Annotated in this window: 19 protein-coding genes and 2 tRNA genes; 18 read left to right on the forward strand and 3 right to left on the reverse strand. The window is 67.3% G+C overall.

Features of this window, described 5'->3' with window-relative positions; all coding sequences use genetic code 11:
* Positions 1 to 70 precede the first annotated feature (70 nt).
* From rsfS to AC1DGI_RS02925, 6 genes are all read left to right on the forward strand, one after another.
* Complete coding sequence (gene rsfS, locus AC1DGI_RS02900) at positions 71 to 472, forward strand: ribosome silencing factor (RefSeq protein WP_441403513.1); 402 nt, start codon at positions 71 to 73, stop codon at positions 470 to 472.
* 115 nt (positions 473 to 587) lie between these two features.
* Positions 588 to 660: transfer RNA gene (locus AC1DGI_RS02905), tRNA-Ala, on the forward strand.
* A gap of 186 nt (positions 661 to 846) precedes the next feature.
* Positions 847 to 919, forward strand: a tRNA-Ala gene (locus AC1DGI_RS02910).
* Positions 920 to 994: 75 nt separating this feature from the next.
* On the forward strand, positions 995 to 2,185 hold the full coding sequence (locus AC1DGI_RS02915) for an NAD(P)-binding domain-containing protein (protein WP_476897687.1): 1,191 nt from the start codon (positions 995 to 997) through the stop codon (positions 2,183 to 2,185).
* 48 nt (positions 2,186 to 2,233) lie between these two features.
* Entirely contained in the window at positions 2,234 to 3,400 is a 1,167-nt protein-coding gene (locus tag AC1DGI_RS02920; protein ID WP_476897688.1) for a class I SAM-dependent methyltransferase, read from the forward strand.
* 141 nt (positions 3,401 to 3,541) lie between these two features.
* Entirely contained in the window at positions 3,542 to 4,795 is a 1,254-nt protein-coding gene (locus AC1DGI_RS02925) for an ROK family transcriptional regulator (RefSeq protein ID WP_476897689.1), read from the forward strand.
* Between the two features lie 85 nt (positions 4,796 to 4,880).
* Here the strand turns inward: AC1DGI_RS02925 and AC1DGI_RS02930 are convergent, their stop codons facing one another.
* On the reverse strand, positions 4,881 to 5,078 hold the full coding sequence (locus AC1DGI_RS02930) for a hypothetical protein (RefSeq protein ID WP_441401849.1): 198 nt from the start codon (positions 5,076 to 5,078) through the stop codon (positions 4,881 to 4,883).
* Between the two features lie 412 nt (positions 5,079 to 5,490).
* Here AC1DGI_RS02930 and AC1DGI_RS02935 point away from each other — a divergent pair, with 412 nt between their 5' ends.
* Both AC1DGI_RS02935 and metE read left to right on the forward strand, forming a co-directional pair.
* Positions 5,491 to 6,450 carry a methylenetetrahydrofolate reductase gene (locus tag AC1DGI_RS02935; protein WP_476897690.1) on the forward strand — a complete coding sequence of 320 codons (960 nt, stop codon included), beginning with the start codon at positions 5,491 to 5,493 and terminating at the stop codon, positions 6,448 to 6,450.
* A gap of 53 nt (positions 6,451 to 6,503) precedes the next feature.
* Complete coding sequence (gene metE / locus AC1DGI_RS02940; protein ID WP_476897691.1) at positions 6,504 to 8,849, forward strand: 5-methyltetrahydropteroyltriglutamate--homocysteine S-methyltransferase; 2,346 nt, start codon at positions 6,504 to 6,506, stop codon at positions 8,847 to 8,849.
* 147 nt (positions 8,850 to 8,996) lie between these two features.
* Here the strand turns inward: metE and AC1DGI_RS02945 are convergent, their stop codons facing one another.
* Positions 8,997 to 9,503: a DUF2004 domain-containing protein gene (locus AC1DGI_RS02945; RefSeq protein WP_441402435.1), complete on the reverse strand. Its 507-nt coding sequence runs from the start codon at positions 9,501 to 9,503 to the stop codon at positions 8,997 to 8,999.
* Between the two features lie 98 nt (positions 9,504 to 9,601).
* Between AC1DGI_RS02945 and AC1DGI_RS02950 the strand changes: the two genes are divergently transcribed.
* Positions 9,602 to 11,005 carry an aldehyde dehydrogenase family protein gene (locus tag AC1DGI_RS02950; protein WP_476897692.1) on the forward strand — a complete coding sequence of 468 codons (1,404 nt, stop codon included), beginning with the start codon at positions 9,602 to 9,604 and terminating at the stop codon, positions 11,003 to 11,005.
* A 52-nt stretch (positions 11,006 to 11,057) separates the two neighbouring features.
* Here the strand turns inward: AC1DGI_RS02950 and AC1DGI_RS02955 are convergent, their stop codons facing one another.
* Positions 11,058 to 11,978, reverse strand: a complete 921-nt coding sequence (locus AC1DGI_RS02955; RefSeq protein WP_476897766.1) for a LysR family transcriptional regulator — start codon at positions 11,976 to 11,978, stop codon at positions 11,058 to 11,060.
* A 171-nt stretch (positions 11,979 to 12,149) separates the two neighbouring features.
* Here AC1DGI_RS02955 and AC1DGI_RS02960 point away from each other — a divergent pair, with 171 nt between their 5' ends.
* From AC1DGI_RS02960 to nrdF, 9 genes are all read left to right on the forward strand, one after another.
* A complete protein-coding gene (locus tag AC1DGI_RS02960; RefSeq protein WP_476897693.1) occupies positions 12,150 to 13,604 on the forward strand; it encodes an NAD(P)/FAD-dependent oxidoreductase in 1,455 nt (484 codons plus the stop codon).
* The gene (locus AC1DGI_RS02965; protein WP_476897694.1) at positions 13,601 to 14,332 is read left to right on the forward strand and encodes a DUF1365 domain-containing protein; all 732 of its coding nucleotides are present in this window, start codon (positions 13,601 to 13,603) and stop codon (positions 14,330 to 14,332) included. The genes AC1DGI_RS02960 and AC1DGI_RS02965 overlap by 4 nt, the downstream gene beginning before the upstream one ends.
* Positions 14,329 to 15,759 (forward strand): class I SAM-dependent methyltransferase, encoded by a 1,431-nt coding sequence (locus AC1DGI_RS02970; RefSeq protein WP_476897695.1) that lies wholly within the window; start codon positions 14,329 to 14,331, stop codon positions 15,757 to 15,759. Before AC1DGI_RS02965 ends, AC1DGI_RS02970 begins: the two co-directional genes overlap by 4 nt.
* Complete coding sequence (locus AC1DGI_RS02975; RefSeq protein WP_476897696.1) at positions 15,756 to 17,003, forward strand: class I SAM-dependent methyltransferase; 1,248 nt, start codon at positions 15,756 to 15,758, stop codon at positions 17,001 to 17,003. The genes AC1DGI_RS02970 and AC1DGI_RS02975 overlap by 4 nt, the downstream gene beginning before the upstream one ends.
* Before the next feature lie 475 nt (positions 17,004 to 17,478).
* Entirely contained in the window at positions 17,479 to 17,724 is a 246-nt protein-coding gene (nrdH, locus tag AC1DGI_RS02980; protein ID WP_018773329.1) for a glutaredoxin-like protein NrdH, read from the forward strand.
* Positions 17,725 to 17,766: 42 nt separating this feature from the next.
* Positions 17,767 to 18,246, forward strand: coding sequence for a class Ib ribonucleoside-diphosphate reductase assembly flavoprotein NrdI (gene nrdI / locus AC1DGI_RS02985; RefSeq protein WP_476897697.1), 480 nt, complete (start codon positions 17,767 to 17,769; stop codon positions 18,244 to 18,246).
* Positions 18,247 to 18,323: 77 nt separating this feature from the next.
* Positions 18,324 to 20,444: a class 1b ribonucleoside-diphosphate reductase subunit alpha gene (nrdE, locus tag AC1DGI_RS02990; RefSeq protein ID WP_476897767.1), complete on the forward strand. Its 2,121-nt coding sequence runs from the start codon at positions 18,324 to 18,326 to the stop codon at positions 20,442 to 20,444.
* 34 nt (positions 20,445 to 20,478) lie between these two features.
* On the forward strand, positions 20,479 to 21,258 hold the full coding sequence (locus AC1DGI_RS02995; protein WP_476897698.1) for an NUMOD3 domain-containing DNA-binding protein: 780 nt from the start codon (positions 20,479 to 20,481) through the stop codon (positions 21,256 to 21,258).
* On the forward strand, positions 21,255 to 22,229 hold the full coding sequence (gene nrdF / locus AC1DGI_RS03000) for a class 1b ribonucleoside-diphosphate reductase subunit beta (protein WP_476897699.1): 975 nt from the start codon (positions 21,255 to 21,257) through the stop codon (positions 22,227 to 22,229). Before AC1DGI_RS02995 ends, nrdF begins: the two co-directional genes overlap by 4 nt.
* Positions 22,230 to 22,417 lie beyond the last annotated feature (188 nt).

Here is a 22,417-nt window from a genome sequence, read left to right on the forward strand (position 1 = left end):
TCAACATCCAAGAGTTCTCATCTTCAACAGTTTTTTCTTCAACAAGTTCTCATCTTCAACAAGGAGTCCCGTGACTGCAACCGATTCATCCATCGCCACAGCCCGCCACGCAGCCCGTGCTGCCGCGGAAAAATTGGCCGAAGACATTGTCGCCCTCGACGTCAGCGAGCGGCTCGCCCTGGCCGACGTGTTCCTGATCGCCTCGGCCCCGTCCGAGCGCCAGGTCAACGCCATCGTCGACGGCATCGAGGATGAGCTCTCCAAGTTCGACCTCAAGCCGGTCCGCCGCGAGGGCCGCTCCGGCGGACGCTGGGTGCTGCTGGATTACGCCGATGTCATCATCCACGTCCAGCACGAGGAAGACCGCGTCTTCTACGCCCTGGAGCGCCTCTGGAAGGACTGCCCGGTGGTTGACCTTCAGCTGGGCGACGACGCGTCCGCCAAGGCTACTGCCGCCACCGAAACCGAGTAGACCGGCCGCCCGTCCCGCCCAAAAGCCTGAATATGCCCGATTTGGAATTTTCGCAAGGGCTGTTCTAAGATATTTGAGTTGCTTCGAGCAGAACAAGTCGGAGCAGCCAAAATCCGGGGCTGTGGCGCAGCTGGTAGCGCACCTGCATGGCATGCAGGGGGTCAGGGGTTCGAGTCCCCTCAGCTCCACCGGATGATCCGCCGGAATCGCAAGATTCCGGCGGATTTTTTGTTTCCGCGGGTCCTCGGCCGGCGCGGAAACGGACGGCGGCGCCGCGACCGCGCGCCGATTAGCGTCGAGCGCGAATCTAGATTAAGCTGATCAGGTTGCTTGGTCGAACCGGCTCCCCGGAGGCGCTCGCCAAGGACAGATTCGGGGCTGTGGCGCAGCTGGTAGCGCACCTGCATGGCATGCAGGGGGTCAGGGGTTCGAGTCCCCTCAGCTCCACCGAACGAGGCCCCGCTCACCGAGCGGGGCCTCAAGCAATTAACGGCCAACTAGCGCCCAACTAGGATGTGGATCGTGAACCTGTCCCTCCCGCCGCAGGAACCGCCCCCGCGGTTTGCCGACGTCGTCGTCATCGGGGCGGGACAAGCGGGACTCTCCGCCGCCTACCACCTGCAGCGCCGCGGCTTCGTCCCGGCCGTCCCACTCGCGGACGGCGACGGCGCCGACCCGGCCAGCGGCCCAGACGGCGGCGACCGTCCGCTGACGTATGTGGTGCTCGACGCCGAGGACGGCCCCGGCGGCGCCTGGCGGCACCGCTGGAAAAGCCTCCTGATGGCCACTGTGAACGGCATCAGCGACCTCCCCGGCATCCCGCAACCGTCGGTGGACCCGCAGGAGGCCAGCTCGAGCTTCCTGAGCCGCTACTTCGGCGAGTACGAGGCTGAACTCGGCCTCGCCATCCACCGGCCCGTCAAGGTCCGCACCGTCGCCCGCGAAGACAGCAATCCAGCCGGCCGGCTGCGCGTCGCCACCTCCGGCGGTGCCTGGTCGGCGCGCGCCGTGATCAATGCCACGGGCACCTGGACCCGGCCGTTCTGGCCGATTTATCCGGGACAGTCCAGCTTCCGCGGACGGCAGCTTCACGTGGCGGACTACGTGTCCGCGGCAGAGTTCCGCGGACAGCACGTGATCGTGGTCGGCGGCGGCATTTCGGCCGTTGGGCTGCTCGACGAGATTTCCAAGGTCACCGCCACCACCTGGTTCACCCGGCGCGAACCGGTCTGGCGCGACGCCGCCTTCGACCGCCAGGCCGGCCACGACGCCGTCGCCCTCGTCGAGGAACGGGTCCGACAGGGCCTGCCGCCGCAGAGCGTCGTGGCAGTGACGGGCCTGATCTGGACCCCCGCCCTGCGCGCTGCCGCCGCCCGCGGCGTGCTGGACCGCCACCCGATGTTCACCGGCATCGAGCCCGGGGGAGTGCGGCTTGCGGACGGCAGCTTCCTGGCCGCCGACGTGATCCTCTGGGCCACCGGATTCCGCGCCGAGCTGGAGCACCTCGCGCCGCTGCACCTGCGCGGGCCCGGCGGCGGCATCGCCATGGACGGCACCCGCGTCGCCGCGGAGCCTAGGGTACATCTGGTCGGCTACGGCCCGTCGTCGTCCACCATCGGGGCCAACCGCGCCGGCCGGGCCGCCGTGGCCGGCATCGTCAACCTGCTGACCGGCCCGGCATCCCGCCAAGCCCTGCAATCCACCCAGGCCTGAACCGGAATGGATACCGGAACGGCCCGACAAGAAACGGCGGCACCCCGCATGGCGGACAACAGCCTGAATTCCCTGTTCTCCCGCCTCCGGCGATTCCCGGACGTTGAGGCCGCCAACCTGCAGGCCTGGGACGCCACCGACCGGTTGCTGCTGGACACCGCGGCGGAATTGCAGGCCGCCGGCGGGGCGCCGACCGGGGGCAGAACCGCCGTCGTCGGTGACCGCTACGGCGCGCTGACCCTCGGCGTGCTGGCGCTGGGCGTGCTGCCGGCCGAGGGGAGCGGCGCCGTCCGGGTGCACGAGGACCTGATCACCGGCGAACGCGCGCTGCGCCGTAATGCCGCTGCCGCCGGCTTCGCCGACGGGTTCGAACAGCTCCCGCTGGAGGCCGCCGTCGACGGCGCGGAGCTGGTCCTGCTCCAGTTGCCCAGGTCCCTTGCCGAGCTGGAAGAGATTGCCGACGCCGTCGCCCGGCGCGCCGCGCCCGGTGTGGTCCTGCTGGCGGGCGGCAGGGTCAAGCACATGAGCCTGGGCATGAACGCTGTGCTGGACCGTTACTTCAGCGAGGTGCAGCCCCAACTGGCACGGCAAAAATCACGGATCCTGCTGGCCCGCGGCCCGAAAGCGGTCGACGGCGCCCCGCGGTTCCCCCTCACGGAGCGCAACGCCGAGCTGAACCTGACGGTCTGTGCCCGGGGTGCGGTGTTCGCCGGCACCGGGCTCGATATCGGAACCCGCTTCCTGCTGGACTTCCTGCCGGACCTTCCCAGCGCCGCGCACGCCGTCGACCTCGGCTGCGGCACTGGGATTCTGGCGTCGCTGTACGCCCGCAGCCACCCCGAGGCCCGGGTCACCGCCACCGACCGGTCCGCGGCCGCCGTCGAATCCGCCCGGGCGACCGCCCGTGCCAACGGCCTGGACGGGCAAATCGAGGTCCTGCAGGACGACGCGATGAGCACCCTGCCGGACGCGTGCGCCGAGCTGGTGCTGCTCAACCCGCCCTTCCATCTCGGGGCCGCGGTTCACGCCGGCGCCGGGATCAAGCTGATCGAAGCCGCGGCCCGGGTCCTGGTGCCCGGCGGCGAGCTGTGGACCGTCTTCAACAGCCACCTGCGCTACCAGCCGGCGCTGGAACGGCTGGTCGGCCCCACCCGCGAGGCGGGCCGAAATCCGAAATTCACAGTCACCGCGAGCGTTCGCAGGCCACGACCGTAGCGCCACCGGCGGCGGCTGTCGCGTGGCCGGGCGGAATCCTCGCAACTGTGAAGCCGGAGGGTGCGGGATCGGGGCCCCGTGTGACGTAGCATGCTGACATCAGCAGTGCTCCGCCGAAGGCCTTAGAACACAGAGGTATCAGTGACTGAGATCCGCACACCCTCGCCGCGGCGCGGTACCAACCTTCCGCGGATGGGGGACTTCAACCTCACCGTCATCCTGGACGCCATCCGGCGCGCCCCGGGCGGGCTGAGCCGGGTGGAGCTCGCACAGATCGTCGGACTTTCGCCGCAGACCATCTCCAACATCTCCCGCCGGCTGCTGGACCAGCGTCTCATCGTCGAGGCCGGCAAGGAAGGCTCCGGACCAGGCAAGCCGCGGACCATGCTCCGGCTCAACCCGGGCGGCATGTATGCAGTCGGCGTGCACCTTGATCCCGCGGTCCTGACCATCGTCCTGCTGGACCTGGTTGGCGCCGTCGTCCAGCACGCACGGATCACGACCCCCTCAGGCGCCGAGCCGGAATCCATCATCGCCATCATCGCCGCCGCCATCGGGCAGCTGATCGAGGACTCCGGCGTGGACCGCACGAAGGTCGCGGGGCTGGGCGTCGCCTCGCCGGGACCGATCGACCTCAAGGAAGGCGCGGTAGTGGATCCGCCGCTGCTGCCGGGCTGGGAACGCGTTCCGCTGCGCGACGCCCTTGCCGAAGCCACCGGGCTGTCCACGCTGCTGGACAAGGACGTGACCAGCTCCGCGGTGGCCGAGACCTGGGCCGGCGGTCCGAGCGGCGCTGGCAGCTTCGTCTTCATGTACATGGGAACCGGGATCGGCTGCGGGATCGTCCTCAACGACGAGGTCATCCGCGGCAGCTCCGGCAACGCCGGGGAAATCGGACACATCATCGTGGACCCCGACGGTCCGCTGTGCGACTGCGGCCAGCGCGGCTGCGTGAAATCCTCGGCCATCCCGCAGGCGCTCGTGGCCAGGGCCGAGGCCGCCGGCGTGCTGGTGGGCGCCCGCACGGATCGGAGCGCTCCGGCGGTGCAGGAAAACTTCGCGGAACTCTGCGCGCTGGCCTACGGCGGCAACGAGGCGGCGATGGAGATCATCAGGGAGTCCGCCGTGCTGGTGGGCCGGGCCGTCTCCGCGGTCACCAACGCCCTGGACGTGGACCGCGTCGTGTTTGGCGGGCCGTTCTGGAGCTGCCTCGCGCCGGCGTACCTGGAACAGATCCCGGCCCTGGTCCAGGAGAACAGTGCCACCCGGAAGATCCACGGGATGGAGGTGGTGGGCACGGGCGTGGGGGAGGACGTGGCCGCCGTCGGCGCTGCCTGCCTGGTCCTTGAGCACACCCTGGCTCCGCGCTCCCAGCGCCTCCTGCTGGAGGGCTAGGCCCCGAACCGTCGGTGGCCCGCGTCGGTTGCCCTCGTCCGTTGCTCCTAGACCCTGCCCCAGCCCCTGCCCGAAACTACAGACGTCAGTCGATGTCCTCGATGACGGTCCCGTACGGGATGGTCTCGTCCAGGTGGGCCTGGTGGTCGTGCGGGTGGATCACCACCCGGACCCCGTGCCGCTTGTCCGCGGCCGACTGCATCAAAATGGGGCGGACGGCGTTGATCACGCCCTCGCTCTGGCCGGCGAGGTACTCCTGGTAACTGGCTGGTAGCTGGATCATGCCCTCAGGATAGACCTGCGCCGCGGCCATGGGGAGGGCCGAAAGAACGGACCCACTTCTCCGAAGAATCTTCTGCTGCGGGCCCTTCGGCGGCGTAAAGACACGTCTTAATTCGGCGAATGGCTTGTCCGGGCCGTTTGCCGGCCTTAGAGTCGTAGACAAGTTACCGCGGTAACGTGTCAGCGATCCTCCGCTGCAGGCCGGGCCACTGGAAATTCCCAGCGGGCGGCCAAGGAGGATGTGGGTGCCCCCATGTGGGCCTGACATTTGCTCACGGAGACCTTCGTATCAGGCGTACCAGTCGCGGCTGCGTCCTGCTGAAGTTTCCTCCGTGTTCCTCAAACTCAACTCATTGGCGGCAGCGCCGGATTCCGGCCTGCAGCTCGTCGATGGCCCACAGCTAAGGACGCAAATGTCTCCACCAAGCCTCATTGACGCACATCCAAATCTAGCCGGCACGGCCCCCGTGGCCCTGTCTTACGAACTGTTTCCGCCCAAGTCGCCCGCCGCCGCGGAATCACTCTGGACCACCATCGGGGAACTGGAATCCACCAGCCCCGACTACGTCTCCGTGACCTACGGCGCCAGCGGATCCAACCGCGACACCGCCGTCGAACTCATCAACCGCCTGGTGCAGGAGACCACGCTGCGGCCGCTGGCGCACCTGACCTGCGTGGGCAACACCCCGCAGGAGCTGGCCGACGTCATCGGCGAACTGCTCGACGTCGGCGTCCGCGGCATCCTGGCCCTGCGCGGCGACCAGCCCAAGGGCGGGGCCCTCCCGGCCGATGGATCGCTGCGCTACGCCCAGGACCTGATCGAGCTGATCCGCCGCGTCGAGCAGCGACGCTCGGCAATGCTGTGCGCCGGCAAGGTGGCGGTCGGGGTCGCCGCCTATCCCGCACGGCACCCGGAATCGCCCAGCGAGGGGCACGACGTCGAAGTGCTCCTGGCCAAGCAGCGCTCCGGTGCAGACTTCGCCATCACCCAGGTGTTCTTCCACACCGAGCAGTACGCCCAGCTGCTGTCCCGGGCCCGCCGGGCCGGTGTCACCATCCCGATCATCCCGGGCGTCATGCCGCTGACCAGCGTCCGCCGGCTCACCCGGCTGGGCGAACTGACCGGCGTCGAACCGGCGCCGGAACTCATCGAACGGCTCGCGTCCGCCGCCACCGCCGCCGAACGCAACCGGATCGGGGTGGCCGCCACCGTGGACCTGGCCAACGCGGCCCTGGACGCCGGCGCCCCCGGCCTGCACCTCTACACCTTCAACGAGCACGCCAGCGCCCTCGAGGTGCTGGACAAGCTTGCCCTGCCGCGAGCGCACCGCGGCAGCCAGCGGCCGGCCGGCCGCCGCCAGCTCGCCAGCTGAACCGCCGCCCTGACGAACCCCCCGACGAACCTCACCAATCCAAGGACTTTCCCATGACTGAACAGCAGCCTTCCACCAACGCCACGCCCTTCCCGTCCGCCTCGATCCTCGGCTACCCGCGCATCGGTCGGCGCCGTGAACTGAAGAAGGCCGTCGAGTCCTACTGGGCCGGTAAAATCGACGCCGCCGCCCTGGAAGCCGCCGCCAAGGAGATCCAGCTCGGCACCGCCAAGCGCCTGACCGGCCTCGGGCTGACCGAAGCCGCCGCCGTCCCCGGCAGCTTCTCCTACTACGACCAGGTGCTCGACGCAGCCGCCCACCTCGGTGCCGTCCCGGCCCGCTTCGGCAACCTCCTCGACGCCGACGGCCAGCTGGGCATCGACGGCTACTTCACCCTGGCCCGCGGCACGAAGGATGAGCAGCCGCTGGAAATGACCAAGTGGTTCGACACCAACTACCACTACCTGGTCCCGGAAATCGGCCCGGAGACCGCCTTCTCGGTGACGTCCAACCGGATCGTCGAGGAATTCGAGTACGCCCTCGCCAACGGGGTCGAAACCCGGCCGTACCTCGTCGGCCCGGTCACCTTCCTGCTGCTGAGCAAGGCCTCCGACGATGCGCCGGCCGGCTTCAGCCCGCTGTCCCGCCTCGAGGACATCCTCCCCGCCTACACCGCCCTGCTGGAGAAGCTTGCCGACGCCGGCGCCAGCTGGGTCCAGTTCGACGAGCCCGCGCTCGTGGTGGACCAGGACACCCCCGCCGGCGAAGTCCAGGCCGCCGTCGCCCGCGCCTACGAGGTGCTCTCCGCCGCCGCGAACCGGCCCCGGCTCTTCGTCTCCACCCCCTACGGCGCGCTCGATCGCCAGCTCGGCACCCTCGCCGCGACCGGCATCGACGCCCTGCACCTGGACGTCTTCAAGGGCGGCGTCCCCGCCGCCGCGGCGCTGGCCGCGCTGGGCAGCACAACCCTCGTCGCCGGCGTCGTGGACGGCCACAACATCTGGCGCAACGACCTCGCCGCCTCGGCGGCGAAGATCGCCGAGCTGCGCAGGTCCGTCGCCACGCTCGCCGTCAGCACCTCCACCACCACCGCGCACGTCCCGCACGACGTCGAGGAAGAAGTCCAGCTTGAACCGCAGCTGCGCAGCTGGCTGGCCTTCGCCGACCAGAAGACCGCCGAGGTTGTCATCCTCGCCGGGCTGCTGAGCGACCCCGACGCCGTCCAGCCGGCCATCGAGGAGGCCACCCGCATCATTGCCTCCCGCGCCGAGGCCGACGGCGTGCTGCGCGCCGAGGTCCGGAACCGCACCGCCGCCCTCACGGACGCCGACTTCAGCCGCTCCGCGTACGCGGTCCGGGAAGCGGCCCAGGAGAAGACCCTGCACCTGCCGCCGCTGCCCACCACCACCATCGGCTCCTTCCCGCAGACCGCCGAGATCCGGACTGCCCGGGCCCGCGCCAACAAGGGCGAGCTCAGCACGGGGCAGTACGAACAGCTGATGAAGAACGAAATCAAGCGCGTCGTGGAGCTGCAGGAGGAGCTCGGCTTCGATGTCCTGGTCCACGGCGAGCCGGAACGCAACGACATGGTCCAGTACTTCGCCGAAAACCTCGAAGGCTTTGACGTCACCGTGCACGGCTGGGTCCAGTCCTACGGCTCACGCTGCACCCGCCCGTCCATCCTGTGGGGCGACGTCACCCGCAGCGCCCCGATCACGGTGGAATGGGCCCGGTACGCGCAGTCCCTGACCGGCAAACCGATGAAGGGCATGCTCACCGGCCCGGTCACCATCCTGGCGTGGTCGTTCGTCCGGGATGACCAGCCGCTCGGCGAAACCGCCAACCAGGTGGCCCTTGCCCTGCGCGACGAGATCGCCGACCTGGAGGCCGCCGGCATCAAGATCATCCAGGTGGACGAGCCGGCGCTGCGCGAACTCCTGCCGCTGCGCAAGGCCGACCAGGCCGCATACCTGGACTGGTCGGTGAAGTCCTTCCGCCTAACCACCGCCGGCGCCGCGGACGCCACCCAGGTCCACACCCACCTGTGCTACTCCGAATTCGGCGCCATCATCGACGCGATCGACGGCCTCGACGCCGACGTCACCTCGATCGAGGCCGCCCGCTCCCGGATGGAGGTGGTGCACGACCTCGAGGCGCACGGCTTCGGCCGCGGCGTGGGCCCGGGCGTCTACGACATCCATTCCCCGCGCGTGCCCGGCGAGCAGGAAGTCACCGAGCTGCTCAGCACCGCGGTCAAGCACGTCCCGTCCCGCCAGCTGTGGGTCAACCCGGACTGCGGCCTGAAAACCCGCGGCTACGCCGAGACCGAGGAGTCGCTGCGCAACCTGGTGGCCGCGACCCGGACGGTCCGCGCCGGCCTGCTCGAGACGGCCCAGTAGGCACGCTCACCGCCGGACCAACTGGCTGAACAACGACGCCGGCCGCCCACCTCGCGAGGTGAGCGGCCGGCGTCGTACGTTCTATCCATCCACTGCTGAGTAACCGCCCTTTTGACCCCTCAAAAGGGCCGCTACGGAGCACTCGCGTCAGGATTCCCAGACGATCTCGTCGTCGACGACGCCGTCCTCGTCCGCGGAGGCCACCAGCACCTCGTCGGTGAAGTGCGCGCCGAGGGTGAAATCGAGGACGAAGTAGCGCTCCGGCTGGCCGGGGAAGATGCCCACATGGCCGAGCTTCAGGGCCTTCAGGAAGACCTGCGTGGTGAGCTGGGACCGATCTTGCACCCCGAAGATCTGACGCAGCGTCTCGGGCTTCAGCGCGTTGCAGTGGAAGCGCAGGTATTCCTGCGGGCTGGTGCCTTCCTGCTCCAGCTCCTCGGCGATCATTTCGCGGACCTGGTCGACCACCTCGGGCAGGAAGCGCAGCCGGTAATCGACCTTGTGCAGCGCCGCCTCGTCGAAGTGGTCGTGCGCGTTCACGGTCAGGTCAAGTTCCAGGGTCTGGCCCGCCAGTTCGTGTTTAGCGGCGAAATTATGGTCACGGCCGTGGTTGAGCTCGATCTGTCCAAAGTGCTGGCTCGCTACCTTGCTCATATCTTCAACATAGTCCTCAAGACAGGCACCTTCCAGCATTCCCGGCATTTATCCGATACCGGCCCGCGGGCACGCCGGGAGCCCGGTACATTGATCGGATGCAAACTGTTGCCGCCGCCGTCGCCCGTGCCCGCGAAGTGTTTGACAGCGGAACCACCCGCCCGCTGGCCTGGCGGCTGGAACAACTCGGCAGCCTGCGGCGGATGCTGGTGGACCGCCGCCGGGAGTTCGCCGCGGCGCTGGCCAGCGATCTGGGGAAGCACGAAACGGAGGCGCAGCTGACGGAAATCGGGTTCGTCACCGCGGAAGCCGCGCACCTGGAGAAGCACCTCGAAGCCTGGCTCCGACCCCGGCCGGTGTCCGTGCCGCTGGCCGTGCAGCCGGCGAAGGCCTGGACCGAACTCACCCCGCTGGGCGTGGTGCTGGTGATCGGACCCTGGAACTACCCGCTGCAGTTGCTGCTGGCGCCGCTGGCCGGAGCCCTGGCCGCCGGCAACACCGTGGTGCTCAAACCCAGCGAACACGCGCCCGCCACGTCCGCCGCCCTGGCCCGCTGGGTCCCGGAATACCTGCCGGGGGCGGCGGAGGTCATTGAGGGCGGGATCCCCGAGACCACCGAGCTGTTGGCCATGCGCTTCGATCACATCTTCTTCACCGGCGGGGAAGTGGCCGCCAAGGTGGTGCTGCGCGCTGCCGCCGAGCACCTGACCCCGGTGACCCTGGAGCTGGGCGGCAAATCCCCGGCCTACGTCGACGCCTCCACGGACTTGGCCAAGGCGGCCAAGCGGCTGGCCTGGGGCCGGTTCATGAACGCCGGGCAGACCTGCGTGGCACCGGACTACATCCTCGCCACCGAGGACGTGCTGGTGCCGCTGGAACGCGAGCTGGTCAAGGCCATCGCGGCGCTGTTCGGGCCGGATTCGGCGCGCAGCGACTCCTACGGCCGGATCGTCAATGACCGGCACTTCGACCGGCTCGCGGCGCTCGCGGACGGGAGCACCGTGGTCCACGGTGGCGAGCGCGACGCCGCCAGCCGGCATTTCGCCCCGACCCTGCTCCGGCCTGCGCCCGGGGACGCCGTGATGGGCGAGGAGATCTTCGGGCCGCTGCTGCCCTTGGTCCCGGTCAGCGGCCGGGACGAGGCGATCCGGATGATCAACGCCGGGGCCAAGCCGCTGGCCCTCTACGTGTTCAGCGACGACGCCGACACCCGCCGCGCGTTCTCCGAACAGACCTCCTCCGGCGCGCTGTGCATCGACGTCCCGGCCGCGCACCTGACAGTGCCCGGGCTGCCGTTCGGCGGAGTGGGCAGCAGCGGCATGGGCGCCTACCACGGCGAGCATTCGCTCCGGACTTTCTCGCACGAACGCGCGACCCTGTCCAAGCCGCTCTGGCCCGAGACTCTGACGCTGATCTACCCGCCCTACACCAAGGCCAAACACCGGATCATCAGCACCCTCGTGGCGCCGCCGGGGAAGAAGCCGAAGCGCGGCAAGCGGTAGCGCACCCGGCCAGCGCGCGGCCGCGCAGCCCGCGCCGGCACAGCCTTGGACCTCAGTCCCGGCGCGTGGTGCCGAGCTTGTGGAGCGTGTCGGACAGCAGTTCCACGAACAGCTGGACCTGCGCTGTCTGCTGTTCCTTGGGCAGCAGGGCGAACACGTTGCGGGCCAGCCGGATCTCGGGGACGTCCAGCACCACCACGCCCGCGGGCCGGTGCAGCAGGGCCAGCTCGGGGACCAGCGCCGCGCCGAGCCCGGCGGCGGCCATTTCCAGGCTGGCGTGGAAGTCGTCGCTGTAGGCCACCACGCGCGGGTGCAGGTTGCAGCTGGCGAAGAGCCGTTCGATCACGGTGGCGTCGGAGGTCCCGGGGTGGTGCATGATCCAGGGCATCTCGGACAGGTGGTCGGCGGCCACCTTGGACTCCGGTCCGATGCCCCAGCCCGCCGGCAGCACCACCCGGAAGTCGTCGTCGCCGATCCACTGCCGGTTGACGGTATGCGGCCAGGCGAGCCCGGACTGCCCCACCTGGTACACGAGGGCGACGTCGAGCTCGCCGCCGGTGCGCAGGCCCTGGATGGTCTGGCCCGGCTCGGCCACGGAGACCCGCAGCTCGATGCCCAGGTTCTTCCACGCCGGGTTCTGCAGGATCTGGGGGAGGACGTAGGTGGCCAGGGACGGGAAGATGCCCAGCCGGAGCTCCTGGCCGGCGCTGTCCCGGGTGCGGGCCGCCGCCGCCATCAGCGCGTCGATATCGGTGAGGACCTTGGCCGCGTGCCGGGTCATCACGACGGCGGCGTCCGTGGGATGGATGCTGCGCGCGGAGCGCTGGAACAAGCCCACCCCGGTGTCACGCTCCAGCGCGGACATCTGCTGCGACACCGCGGACGCCGTGTAGCCCAGCCGTGTGGCGGCCGCCGCGAACGAGCCCAGCCGGACCACTTCCACCAGCGTTCGGAGGTGCACGGGGTTGATCAAAGGCTGCCCTTCGGTGGTTACGGTGAGGCGGGAGCGGAATCCCGCTTCATTCTGGCACATTGGTTTCTGGCAGCCGGCGGAAAATCGCACTCATCCGGATGCCGAGCGGTGACGAATTGCCCCTAAGAAGATTCATCCGGACAATTCAGGCGAAGCAACAGGAGCAGACCAGTGCAGCAAGCAGCAGGCATCCCGGAAGGACGGCGCGTTGCCGTGATTGGAAGCGGGGTGGCCGGACTCACCGCCGCCTACATCCTGAACCGGCGTGACCAGGTGACGGTGTTCGAGGCGGATGCACGCCTCGGCGGCCACGCCCACACCCACGACGTTCCCCAAGCGGACGGCTCCATGTTGGGTGTGGACACCGGCTTCATCGTGCACAACGAACGGACCTACCCGACGCTGCTGCGGCTCTTCAAGGAACTGGGCGTGCAGACCCAGGACTCGGAAATGAGCATGTCCATCCGCTGCGACGGCTGCGGGCTGGAGTACGCCGGGGCCCGGGCCGGCGCGCGCGGCATCATTCCCAATGCTTCCACCTTGCTGCGCGGGCGCTACCTGCTGATGCTGCTGGAGGTCACCCGGTTCCACCGCCGGGCCCGCGCCCTGCTCGCCGAAGCGGACGCCGCCGACGCTCCCGAAGCCGACGCCGCCGGGGCAAAGCCCCGCAGGGGAAGGACGACGACGGGTACCCCGGCTGCCGAGCTGACGCTCGGCGAGTTCCTGGACCGCGAGAAATTCAGCAGCTACTTCATCGTGCACTTCATGACCCCGGTGGTGAGCGCCGTCTGGTCCTGCGACCCGACCACGGCGCTGGCCTACCCGGCACGCTACCTCTTCACCTTCCTGGGCCACCACGGACTCCTGGGGGTCAAGGGTTCCCCGCAGTGGCGCACGGTTACCGGCGGCTCGCGCAGCTACGTGGATAAGCTCGCCGCGACGCTGCCGGACATCCGGCTGTCCAGCCCGGTGACCCGCGTCCGCCGCGCCGCCGGCGGGGTGGAGATCACCACCCAGCAGCGCACCGGAAAGCAGGGTGCAGGAAACGAGAGTACCGAATACTTCGACGCCGTCGTGATCGCCACCCACCCGGCGCAGGCGCTGCGGATGCTGGAGGACGCCTCGCCCGCCGAGCGGGACGCCCTGGCCGGCATGCCGTACTCGGTCAACCACACCGTCTTCCACCGCGATGATGCCGTATTGCCCGCCAGCGAGAACGCCAAGGCCTCCTGGAACTACCGGCTGCCCTCCTGCGACGCCCGCCCGGACCGGGTCCTGGTCAGCTACGACATGACCCGGCTGCAGCGGCTGGAACCAGCGGACGGCAAGCGCTACATCGTCAGCCTCGGCGAGTCCGAGCTGATCGGCGACAGCACCGTTTTGGAGCGCATGGTCTACGAACACCCGCAATACACCCCGGACTCGCTGCGCGCCCAGCAGCAGATCCAGGGCCTGGGCGACGACAGCCTGGCGTTCGCCGGCGCGTACCACGGCTGGGGTTTCCACGAGGACGGTGCCCTGTCCGGCGTCCGTGCCGCGGCCAGGCTGGGACGCGAGTGGGAGCCTGCCGCTATTTCCGAACTGCAGGCACCCGAACTGCAGACAGCTGCCCTGGAGGGCGCATGAGCAGCAACGCAGCCATCTACCGCACCTCCATCGCTCACGTGCGGCGCACCCCGCTGCGCAACGCCTTCACCTACCGCAGCTACAGCTGGTACGTCGACGTCGACGCCCTCCCCGCGCTGCCGCGCTGGCTCGCCCCGCTGGCCAGATTCTCCGCCGCCGACCACCTGGGCGACCCGGACGGAACACTGCGCGGCAACGTCGAACGGTACCTCGCCACCCAGGCCATCACGCTCGACGGCGGCCGGATCACCATGCTGGCCAGCGCACGCGTCCTCGGCCACGTTTTCAACCCACTGACACTGTTCTGGTGCCACACCGCGGACGGGAACCTGCGCTGCGTGGTCGCCGAGGTCCACAACACCTACGGGGAGCGGCACTGCTACCTGCTGGAGACAGACGACGCCGGCCGGGCCACCGTGCCCAAGGCGTTTTACGTCTCGCCGTTCAACGACGTCGACGGCCAGTACCGGATGAAGCTGCCCGAACCCGAGGAACGGCTCGCAGTCTCCATCGTCCTGGAGCGCGAGGGGCACAAGCCCTTCGTCGCCACGGTGGATGGGGTCCGGCGCGAGGCGACGGTGCCGCACGTTCTGGCCGCGGCGCTCGCCGTCCCGCTGGCGCCGTTGCGGGTAGCAGCGCAGATCCGCTGGCAGGGAATCAAGCTTTGGGCACGTCGGTTGCCCATCATCAAAAGACCACACCACTCTTCACAGGAGGCAGTCCAGTGACCATGACCGAAGCGACCGGATCCCATGCCGGGCAGCAGAATCCTGCGGATAAGAACCCGGTGCAGACGGTCCCGGCCGTGCCGTATACGGTGCCGCAGGCACCCGCCGTCATCGACGCCGCGATCTGGCCCAGTGTCGCCGTCGTGCCGTCCGGCCTGAAGGCCAAGCTCGCGGGCCGCGCCGCGGACGCCATCTTCCGGGCCGCCGTACGCCGGCTTCCGCTGGAGGTGCGCTACCCCGACGGCACCGTCCTGGGCAAGGGGGCGCCGGGCCATGCATCGGGACATGACGGGTCCGTCCCGGTCATGACGATGCACCGGCCGGAGGCCTTCGCCGCCCGGTTGGGCGACGGCGGCCTGATCGGCCTGGGCGAGTCCTACATGGCGGGGGACTGGGACGCGGACGACCTCACCGCGGTGATGGAGGTCTTCGCCGCCCGGGCGGGATCGCTGGTGCCCGAGCCGCTGCAGAAGCTGCGCGGCCTCTACCTGCCCCGCACGCCGCGGACCGAACGCAACACCGAGCAGAACACCCGGTCCAACATCTCGCGGCACTACGACCTGTCCAACGAGCTGTTCGCGACCTTCCTGGACAGCACCATGACCTACTCCAGTGCGCTCTTCCCGGAGAGCGGCGAGGAGCTGCGGAACGTGGCGTGGGACGGCCTGGCCGCCGCGCAGCAGGCAAAGATCGACCGGCTGCTGGACAAGGCCGGCGTGAAGGCGGGCACCCGGGTGCTGGAAATCGGCACCGGCTGGGGCGAGCTGGCGCTCCGGGCCGCGGCCCGGGGTGCCAGCGTCTACTCCGTGACGCTCTCCAGCGAACAGCAGGAACTGGCCCGCCAGCGCGTAGCCGAGGCAGGCTATGCCGACGCCGTCACGATCGAACTCAAGGACTACCGGGCCGTGGAAGGCGAGTACGACGCCGTCGTCTCGGTCGAAATGATCGAGGCGGTCGGCTACGAGTACTGGGCCACCTACTTCCAGACCATCGAGCGGGTGCTGGCCCCCGGCGGGAAGGTGGCCATCCAGGCAATCACGATCGGCCACGACCGGCTGATCGCGACCCGGACCAGCTACACCTGGGTGCACAAGTACATCTTCCCCGGCGGCGTCATCCCGTCGGTCCGCGCCATCGAGGAGGTCACGGAGAAGCAGACCAGACTCCGGGTCCGGGAACGCCTGGCGATGGGCGAGCACTACGCCCAGACCCTGCGGCTCTGGTCCGAGCGCTTCATGGACCGCGGCGAGGACGTCCGCGGCCTCGGCTTCGATGCGATATTCCAGCGGATGTGGCTGTTCTACCTGTGCTATTCCCGCGCCGGCTTCGAGACCGGCTACCTGAACGTACAGCAGATCGTGCTGGACAAGGTTGCCGCCAAGACCGTTGCCGCCAAGACTGCCGGCAGCAAACGGATGGCCCCGTGACGGCGCCGCTGGCGGGGACCATCGAGGAGGTCTTGCGTCCGGTGGTCGGCGGGGAACTCCCGGTGCGGCTGATCGTGTGGGACGGCAGCGAGGCAGGCCCGTCCGGCGCGCCCGTAGTGCGGCTGAACTCGCCCGACGCCATCCGCCGGCTGCTCTGGGCGCCCGGAGAGCTGGGCGCCGCCCAGGCCTACGTCACCGGTGAGCTGGACGTCGACGGCGACCTCAACTCCGCGCTCGAGCACCTGTGGAAGGTGGTCAGGGACCGCGGCCTGTCCGGCGTCCGCCCCACCCCCGCCGTGCTCGCCGGCGTGGCACGGATCGCCAAGGCCGCCGGCGCCCTGGGCGCCCCGCCGGAGCCGCCCGCCAGCCAGGCCCGGGTGAAGGGGAAGCTGCACAGCCTGATCCGCGACCGTGCCGCCATCAGCCACCACTATGACCTCAGCAACGACTTCTATGCGCTGATCCTCGACCCGCAGATGGCTTACTCCAGCGGCTACTGGACAGACCGGATGGAGAACGGCAGCTCGCCCGAGGGGTACAGCCTTGAGGACGCGCAGCGGGACAAGCTGGACCTGGTCTGCCGCAAGCTCGGGCTGAAGCCCCGAATGCGGCTGCTCGACGTCGGCTGCGGCTGGGGCTCGCTGGGCCTGCACGCGGCGCAGTACTACGGGGTCGACGTCGTCGGCGTCACCTTGTCCGTGGAGCAGAAGGCGTTCATCGACGCCCGGATCAAGGGACGCGGCCTCGAGGGGCAGGTGGAGATCCGGGTGCAGGACTACCGCGAGATCCCCGACGGACCGTTCGACGCCGTCGCGTCCCTTGAGATGGGCGAGCACGTGGGGCAGCGGAACTACCCGGTGTACGCCGCCGCCCTGTTCAACAACGTGGTCCCCGGCGGCCGGGTGCTGGTCCAGCAGATGTCCCGGCGCGGCAAACACCCCGGCGGCGGACCGTTTATCGAGTCCTTCATCGCCCCGGACATGCACATGCGCCCGGTGGGGGAGACCCTGGGGTTCCTCGAGGGCGCCGGGCTCGAAGTCGAGGGCGTCGAGGCGATGCGCCGGCACTACGTCCGGACCCTTGAGGCCTGGTATGCCCGGTTCGAGGAAAACCACGACGCCGCCGTCGCGATGATGGGGCGCGAGATCGCCAGGGTCTGGCGGCTGTACCTGGTCGGCGCGCTGCGCAGCTTCGCCGAGGCTCGGATGGGCGTGGAGCAGATCCTCTGCAGTCGGCCGGAGTAGCCGGCCCCGGCGATTTTGCTGGAGGAAAAGCGTGGGGAAAGGGCGGGCACCGGCTGGTGCCCGCCCTTTCTGTGCCGTGCTGTGCTTTGCTGTGCCGTCGACCACTGGATGTAGTGCTTCGTGCCACTCCAGACTCCTCCGAAGACCGGGGTGCGACACGCCGTCCGCAATGCGACACGCGGGGCGGTTAATTGTGGCTAACTACTCCACAGGGTGTGGATTTCGTCTGCGAAAACGGCTGGAATCCGGACATTTTGAAGCCCGTTGCCTGTGGATTAAAAGTGGGTTAAATGACATACTTGTAATACATCATCTTGGGGTCAGCGCGTGGCTCTTGCACTACATGTAGTATCGACATACAGTTCGAGCACAGCGGTTGCAGACCGCAGGTCGAGGCCAATAACGGATTAGGATTCCTGTTCCGAGTCGGCCCCACCGGACACGAACCACAGACTTAACTAAGGGGACTCAGGACATGACCGTTACGGTTTACACGAAGCCGGCTTGCGTGCAGTGCAACGCCACCTACCGCGCTCTCGACAAGAAGGGCATCGCCTACCAGAGCGTCGACATCTCGCAGGATGCCGAAGCCCTCGAACGCCTCAAGTCCCTGGGCTACATGCAGGCCCCGGTCGTCGTCACCGACCAGGACCACTGGTCCGGGTTCCGCCCGGACAAGATAGAAGAACTGGCTCAGGCCGCCGCCGTCGCGGTCGCCTGAAAGCCAGCACACGGCACCAACACGTCGGATGAGGTGAATCCCATGGCACTGGCAACAGCCGGCACGCCGCCGGTTGCAGGATCCCGGGACTCAGTCCGGACCACGGCCAGCCACCTCATCTACTTTTCCTCCACTTCCGAGAACACCAAACGCTTCGTGACGAAGCTGGGCATCGACGCCGCCCGGATCCCACTCCTTGCGAGGGAACCGGCACTCCTGGCGACCGAGCCGTTCGTGCTGGTCCTTCCCACGTACGGGGGGACCGGGGGAGAGGGATCCGTTCCGAAGCAGGTCATCCGCTTCCTGAACGACCCGAGGAACCGGCAACAGCTCCGTGGAGTGATCGGAGCGGGCAACACGAACTTTGGGGACAACTACTGCATGGCCGGCGACATCGTCGCCGCCAAATGCCAGGTCCCGCACCTATATCGTTTCGAACTCATGGGGACGCCGGAAGACGTCAGCCGAGTACAACAAGGATTGGAAGAATTTTGGACACGACTGTCGCAGACACCGCAGTAGCGGGGACCGGCGCCGCTGGCAACACAGCCGCCTCGCACGCCGTCGAGCACCACACCGTCCCGGGCGAGAAGCCGGCCATGCCGGCGGCCTACCAGGGCCTGGGCTACCACGAGCTGAACGCCATGCTGAACCTCTACGGCCCCAACGGCGAGATCCAGTTCGAAGCCGACAGGGAGGCTGCGCACCAGTACTTCCTACAGCACGTGAACAACAACACGGTGTTCTTCCATGACCTCGAGGAAAAGCTCGACTACCTCGTCAAGAACGAGTACTACGAGCGGGAAACCCTCGACCAGTACACGATGAACTTCATCCGCGAGCTCTACAACCGCGCGTACAAGAAGAAGTTCCGCTTCGAGACCTTCCTGGGCGCCTTCAAGTTCTACACCTCGTACACGCTGAAGACGTTCGACGGCAAGCGCTTCCTGGAGCGCTACGAGGACCGCGTCTGCATGGTGGCCCTGCACCTGGCCCGCGGCGACGAGCAGCTCGCCACCCAGATGGTGGACGAGATCATCGAAGGCCGCTTCCAGCCGGCCACGCCCACGTTCCTGAACGCCGGCAAGAAGCAGCGCGGCGAGCTGGTCTCCTGCTTCCTGCTCCGGATCGAAGACAACATGGAGTCGATCGGACGCTCCATCAACTCCGCGCTGCAGCTCTCCAAGCGCGGCGGCGGCGTGGCCTTTGCGCTGACCAACATCCGCGAGGTCGGCGCCCCGATCAAGCAGATCGAGAACCAGTCCTCCGGCGTCATTCCCGTGATGAAGCTCCTCGAGGACAGCTTCTCCTACGCCAACCAGCTCGGCGCCCGCCAGGGTGCGGGAGCGGTGTACCTGCACGCGCACCACCCGGACATCTACCGCTTCCTTGACACCAAGCGCGAGAACGCGGACGAGAAGATCCGCATCAAGACCCTTTCGCTCGGCGTCGTGATCCCGGACATCACCTTCGAGCTGGCCAAGAAGGACGAGGACATGTATCTGTTCTCGCCGTACGACGTCGAAAAGGTCTACGGCATGCCGTTCTCCGACGTCTCGGTCACCGAGAAGTACTACGAGATGGTGGACGATTCCCGGATCAAGAAGACCAAGATCAAGGCCCGCGAGTTCTTCCAGACGCTCGCCGAGATCCAGTTCGAATCCGGCTACCCGTATATCATGTTCGAGGACACCGTGAACCGGGAAAACCCGATCGACGGCAAGATCATCATGTCCAACCTGTGCTCGGAGATCCTCCAGGTCAGCCAGCCCACGACCTACCACGACGACCTGTCCTACGACCAGACCGGCAAGGACATCTCCTGCAACCTGGGGTCGATGAACATCGCCAAGGCCATGGACTCGCCGGACTTCGGCTTGACCATCGAGACCGCCATCCGCGCGCTCTCGGCCGTCTCGGACATGTCCAACATCACCTCCGTGCCCTCGATCGCCCGCGGTAATGACCAGAGCCACGCGATCGGCCTGGGCCAGATGAACCTGCACGGCTACCTGGCCCGCGAGCGGGTCCACTACGGTTCCGAAGAGGGCATCGACTTCACCAACATCTACTTCTACTCGGTGGTTTTCCACGCGGTCCGCGCCTCCAACCAGCTGGCCATCCAGACGGGCCAGACCTTCGGCGGCTTCGAGAAGTCCAAGTACGCCTCCGGCGAGTTCTTCGACAAGTACACGAACCAGGAGTGGGTGCCGCAGACGGCGAAGGTTGCCGAGCTGTTCGCGCACATCCACATCCCCACCCAGGATGACTGGCGCGAGCTGAAGGCTTCCGTCATGGAGCACGGCATCTACAACCAGAACCTGCAGGCCGTCCCGCCGACCGGGTCGATCTCCTACATCAACAACTCCACCTCCTCGATCCACCCGGTGGCGTCCAAGATCGAGATCCGCAAGGAAGGCAAGCTGGGCCGCGTGTACTACCCGGCGCCGTACCTGACGAACGACAACCTGGAGTACTACCAGGATGCGTACGAGATCGGCTACGAGAAGGTCATCGACACCTACGCCGCGGCCACGCAGCACGTGGACCAGGGCCTGTCCCTGACGCTATTCTTCAAGGACACGGCCACCACGCGCGACATCAACAAGGCCCAGATCTACGCCTGGAAGAAGGGCATCAAGACCATCTACTACATCCGTCTCCGCCAGCTCGCGCTGGAAGGGACGGAGGTGGAGGGCTGCGTCAGTTGTGCACTATGAAACCTATTTCGGTTGATTTCGTTTAGGGGATGAAATGATGGAAACGACGACGGCGACAGGCGGGTTGGTCTACGGCATCCGGCTTCGGCGCGAGGTCGAGTACCGCTATGTCGGTATCACCACCAAGACGGCCAGTCGTCGTTTCCATCAGCATCTTCGTGTGGCTGCGGAGGGGCGCAAGACGCCGTTTTACGATTGGGTTCGCAAGCATGATCCAGCTGATCTCATCGCCGATGAGCTTGATTGGATTGAAGGCCAGGCCGAGATGGACTGGATCAGCTACCTTCGCCGCGAGGGGGACCGTCTCCTGAACCTCTCCGAGGGAGGGCTCGGCCCCACTGGGGTGGTGTGGACGGAGGCCATGAGGGAAGCGGCCCGCGTTCGTTCCACGGGCCGCAAGATTGCCCGGATTTCCGGGTCGGGAGCCTCTTTCTATGGGAAGAACCACAGTCCTGAGCAGCGCGAAAAATGGTCACGTGAGCGCAAGGGCACGATCACTGGCCCTGACAATCCCAACTACGGCAAGTTCGGCCCTGAACATCCCAGCTATGGCCGCGTCATGAGCGAGGAATCACGTGCGGCTCTTTCGGAAGCCAGGAAGGGTGCCGGCAACCCCAACTTCGGGAAGAAGGCCAGCGCCGAAACCCGTGCGAAAATGTCAGCGGTCCGCAAGGGCGTACCGAAGCCGGCAAGCCAACGCAGCGCCCACACCAGGCATCACACCAACAAAGGCATCGAGAAAGCCGACTGCAAGTACTGCGTCGAAGACTCGGCCAAACCAAGTCTCTCTTCAGAAAGCGAGTCGGAGTCATGACAGAAAAAGTAAAGCTTCTCACCCATGTTGAGGCGATTAACTGGAACCGGATCCAGGACGAGAAGGACGTTGATGTCTGGAACCGCCTGGTCAACAACTTCTGGCTGCCGGAGAAGATTCCGCTGTCCAACGACGTACAGTCGTGGGCCACGCTGACCCCGGACGAGCAGCAGCTCACCATGCGCGTGTTCACCGGCCTGACCCTGCTGGACACCATCCAGGGCACCGTAGGCGCCGTATCGCTGATCCCGGATGCGCTGACCCCGCACGAAGAAGCGGTGTACACGAACATCGCCTTCATGGAATCCGTGCACGCCAAGAGCTACTCCTCCATCTTCTCCACGCTGGCCTCGACCAAGGAGATCGACGAGGCGTTCCGCTGGTCCACCGAGAACGAGAACCTTCAGAAGAAGGCCCAGATCGTCATGGACTACTACCAGGGCGACGATCCCCTGAAGCGCAAGGTGGCGTCGACGCTGCTGGAGAGTTTCCTGTTCTACTCGGGCTTCTACCTGCCGATGTACTGGTCCTCGCGGGCCAAGCTGACGAACACGGCCGACCTGATCCGCCTCATCATCCGCGACGAGGCCGTGCACGGCTACTACATCGGATACAAGTTCCAGAAGGGCCTGGAAGGCCTGTCCGAGGAGCGCAAGCAGGAAATCAAGGACTACACGTTCGAGCTGCTCTTCGAGCTGTACGAAAACGAAGTCCAGTACACGCACGACCTGTACGACTCCGTCGGTCTGGCCGAGGATGTCAAGAAGTTCCTGCACTACAACGCCAACAAGGCGCTGATGAACCTGGGCTACGAGGCCATGTTCCCGGCCTCCGTCACCGACGTGAACCCCGCGATCCTGTCGGCCCTGTCGCCGAATGCGGACGAGAACCACGACTTCTTCTCGGGGTCGGGATCGTCTTATGTGATTGGCAAGGCTGTTAATACTGAGGATGACGACTGGGACTTCTAGTTCCTCTCCTCCTCCACGGGGTGGGGCATCTTCGGACTGTGGATCAATGTGAGTTGCCAAGATAGTTGGCACAAGTGACAAGTTAGTTGGCCAGTGACAAGTGACATGGCATCCGTGACAAGCTAATTGGCAAACGGCGGGGCCGGGGGCTAGTTGGCGTTGGAGCGCTAGTTAGCGAAACGAACGCA

Source organism: Arthrobacter sp. 05N428_2 (assembly GCF_056397065.1).

Coding starts and splice junctions, on each gene's coding strand:
- AC1DGI_RS02920 (WP_476897688.1), top strand. CDS start 2,234: ATGGCGGACAACAGCCTGAATTCCCTGTTCTCCCGCCTCCGGCGATTC.
- AC1DGI_RS02930 (WP_441401849.1), bottom strand. CDS start 5,078: ATGATCCAGCTACCAGCCAGTTACCAGGAGTACCTCGCCGGCCAGAGC.
- AC1DGI_RS02935 (WP_476897690.1), top strand. CDS start 5,491: ATGTCTCCACCAAGCCTCATTGACGCACATCCAAATCTAGCCGGCACG.
- metE (WP_476897691.1), top strand. CDS start 6,504: ATGACTGAACAGCAGCCTTCCACCAACGCCACGCCCTTCCCGTCCGCC.
- AC1DGI_RS02945 (WP_441402435.1), bottom strand. CDS start 9,503: ATGAGCAAGGTAGCGAGCCAGCACTTTGGACAGATCGAGCTCAACCAC.
- AC1DGI_RS02950 (WP_476897692.1), top strand. CDS start 9,602: ATGCAAACTGTTGCCGCCGCCGTCGCCCGTGCCCGCGAAGTGTTTGAC.
- AC1DGI_RS02965 (WP_476897694.1), top strand. CDS start 13,601: ATGAGCAGCAACGCAGCCATCTACCGCACCTCCATCGCTCACGTGCGG.
- nrdH (WP_018773329.1), top strand. CDS start 17,479: ATGACCGTTACGGTTTACACGAAGCCGGCTTGCGTGCAGTGCAACGCC.
- nrdI (WP_476897697.1), top strand. CDS start 17,767: ATGGCACTGGCAACAGCCGGCACGCCGCCGGTTGCAGGATCCCGGGAC.
- nrdE (WP_476897767.1), top strand. CDS start 18,324: ATGCCGGCGGCCTACCAGGGCCTGGGCTACCACGAGCTGAACGCCATG.
- AC1DGI_RS02995 (WP_476897698.1), top strand. CDS start 20,479: ATGATGGAAACGACGACGGCGACAGGCGGGTTGGTCTACGGCATCCGG.
- nrdF (WP_476897699.1), top strand. CDS start 21,255: ATGACAGAAAAAGTAAAGCTTCTCACCCATGTTGAGGCGATTAACTGG.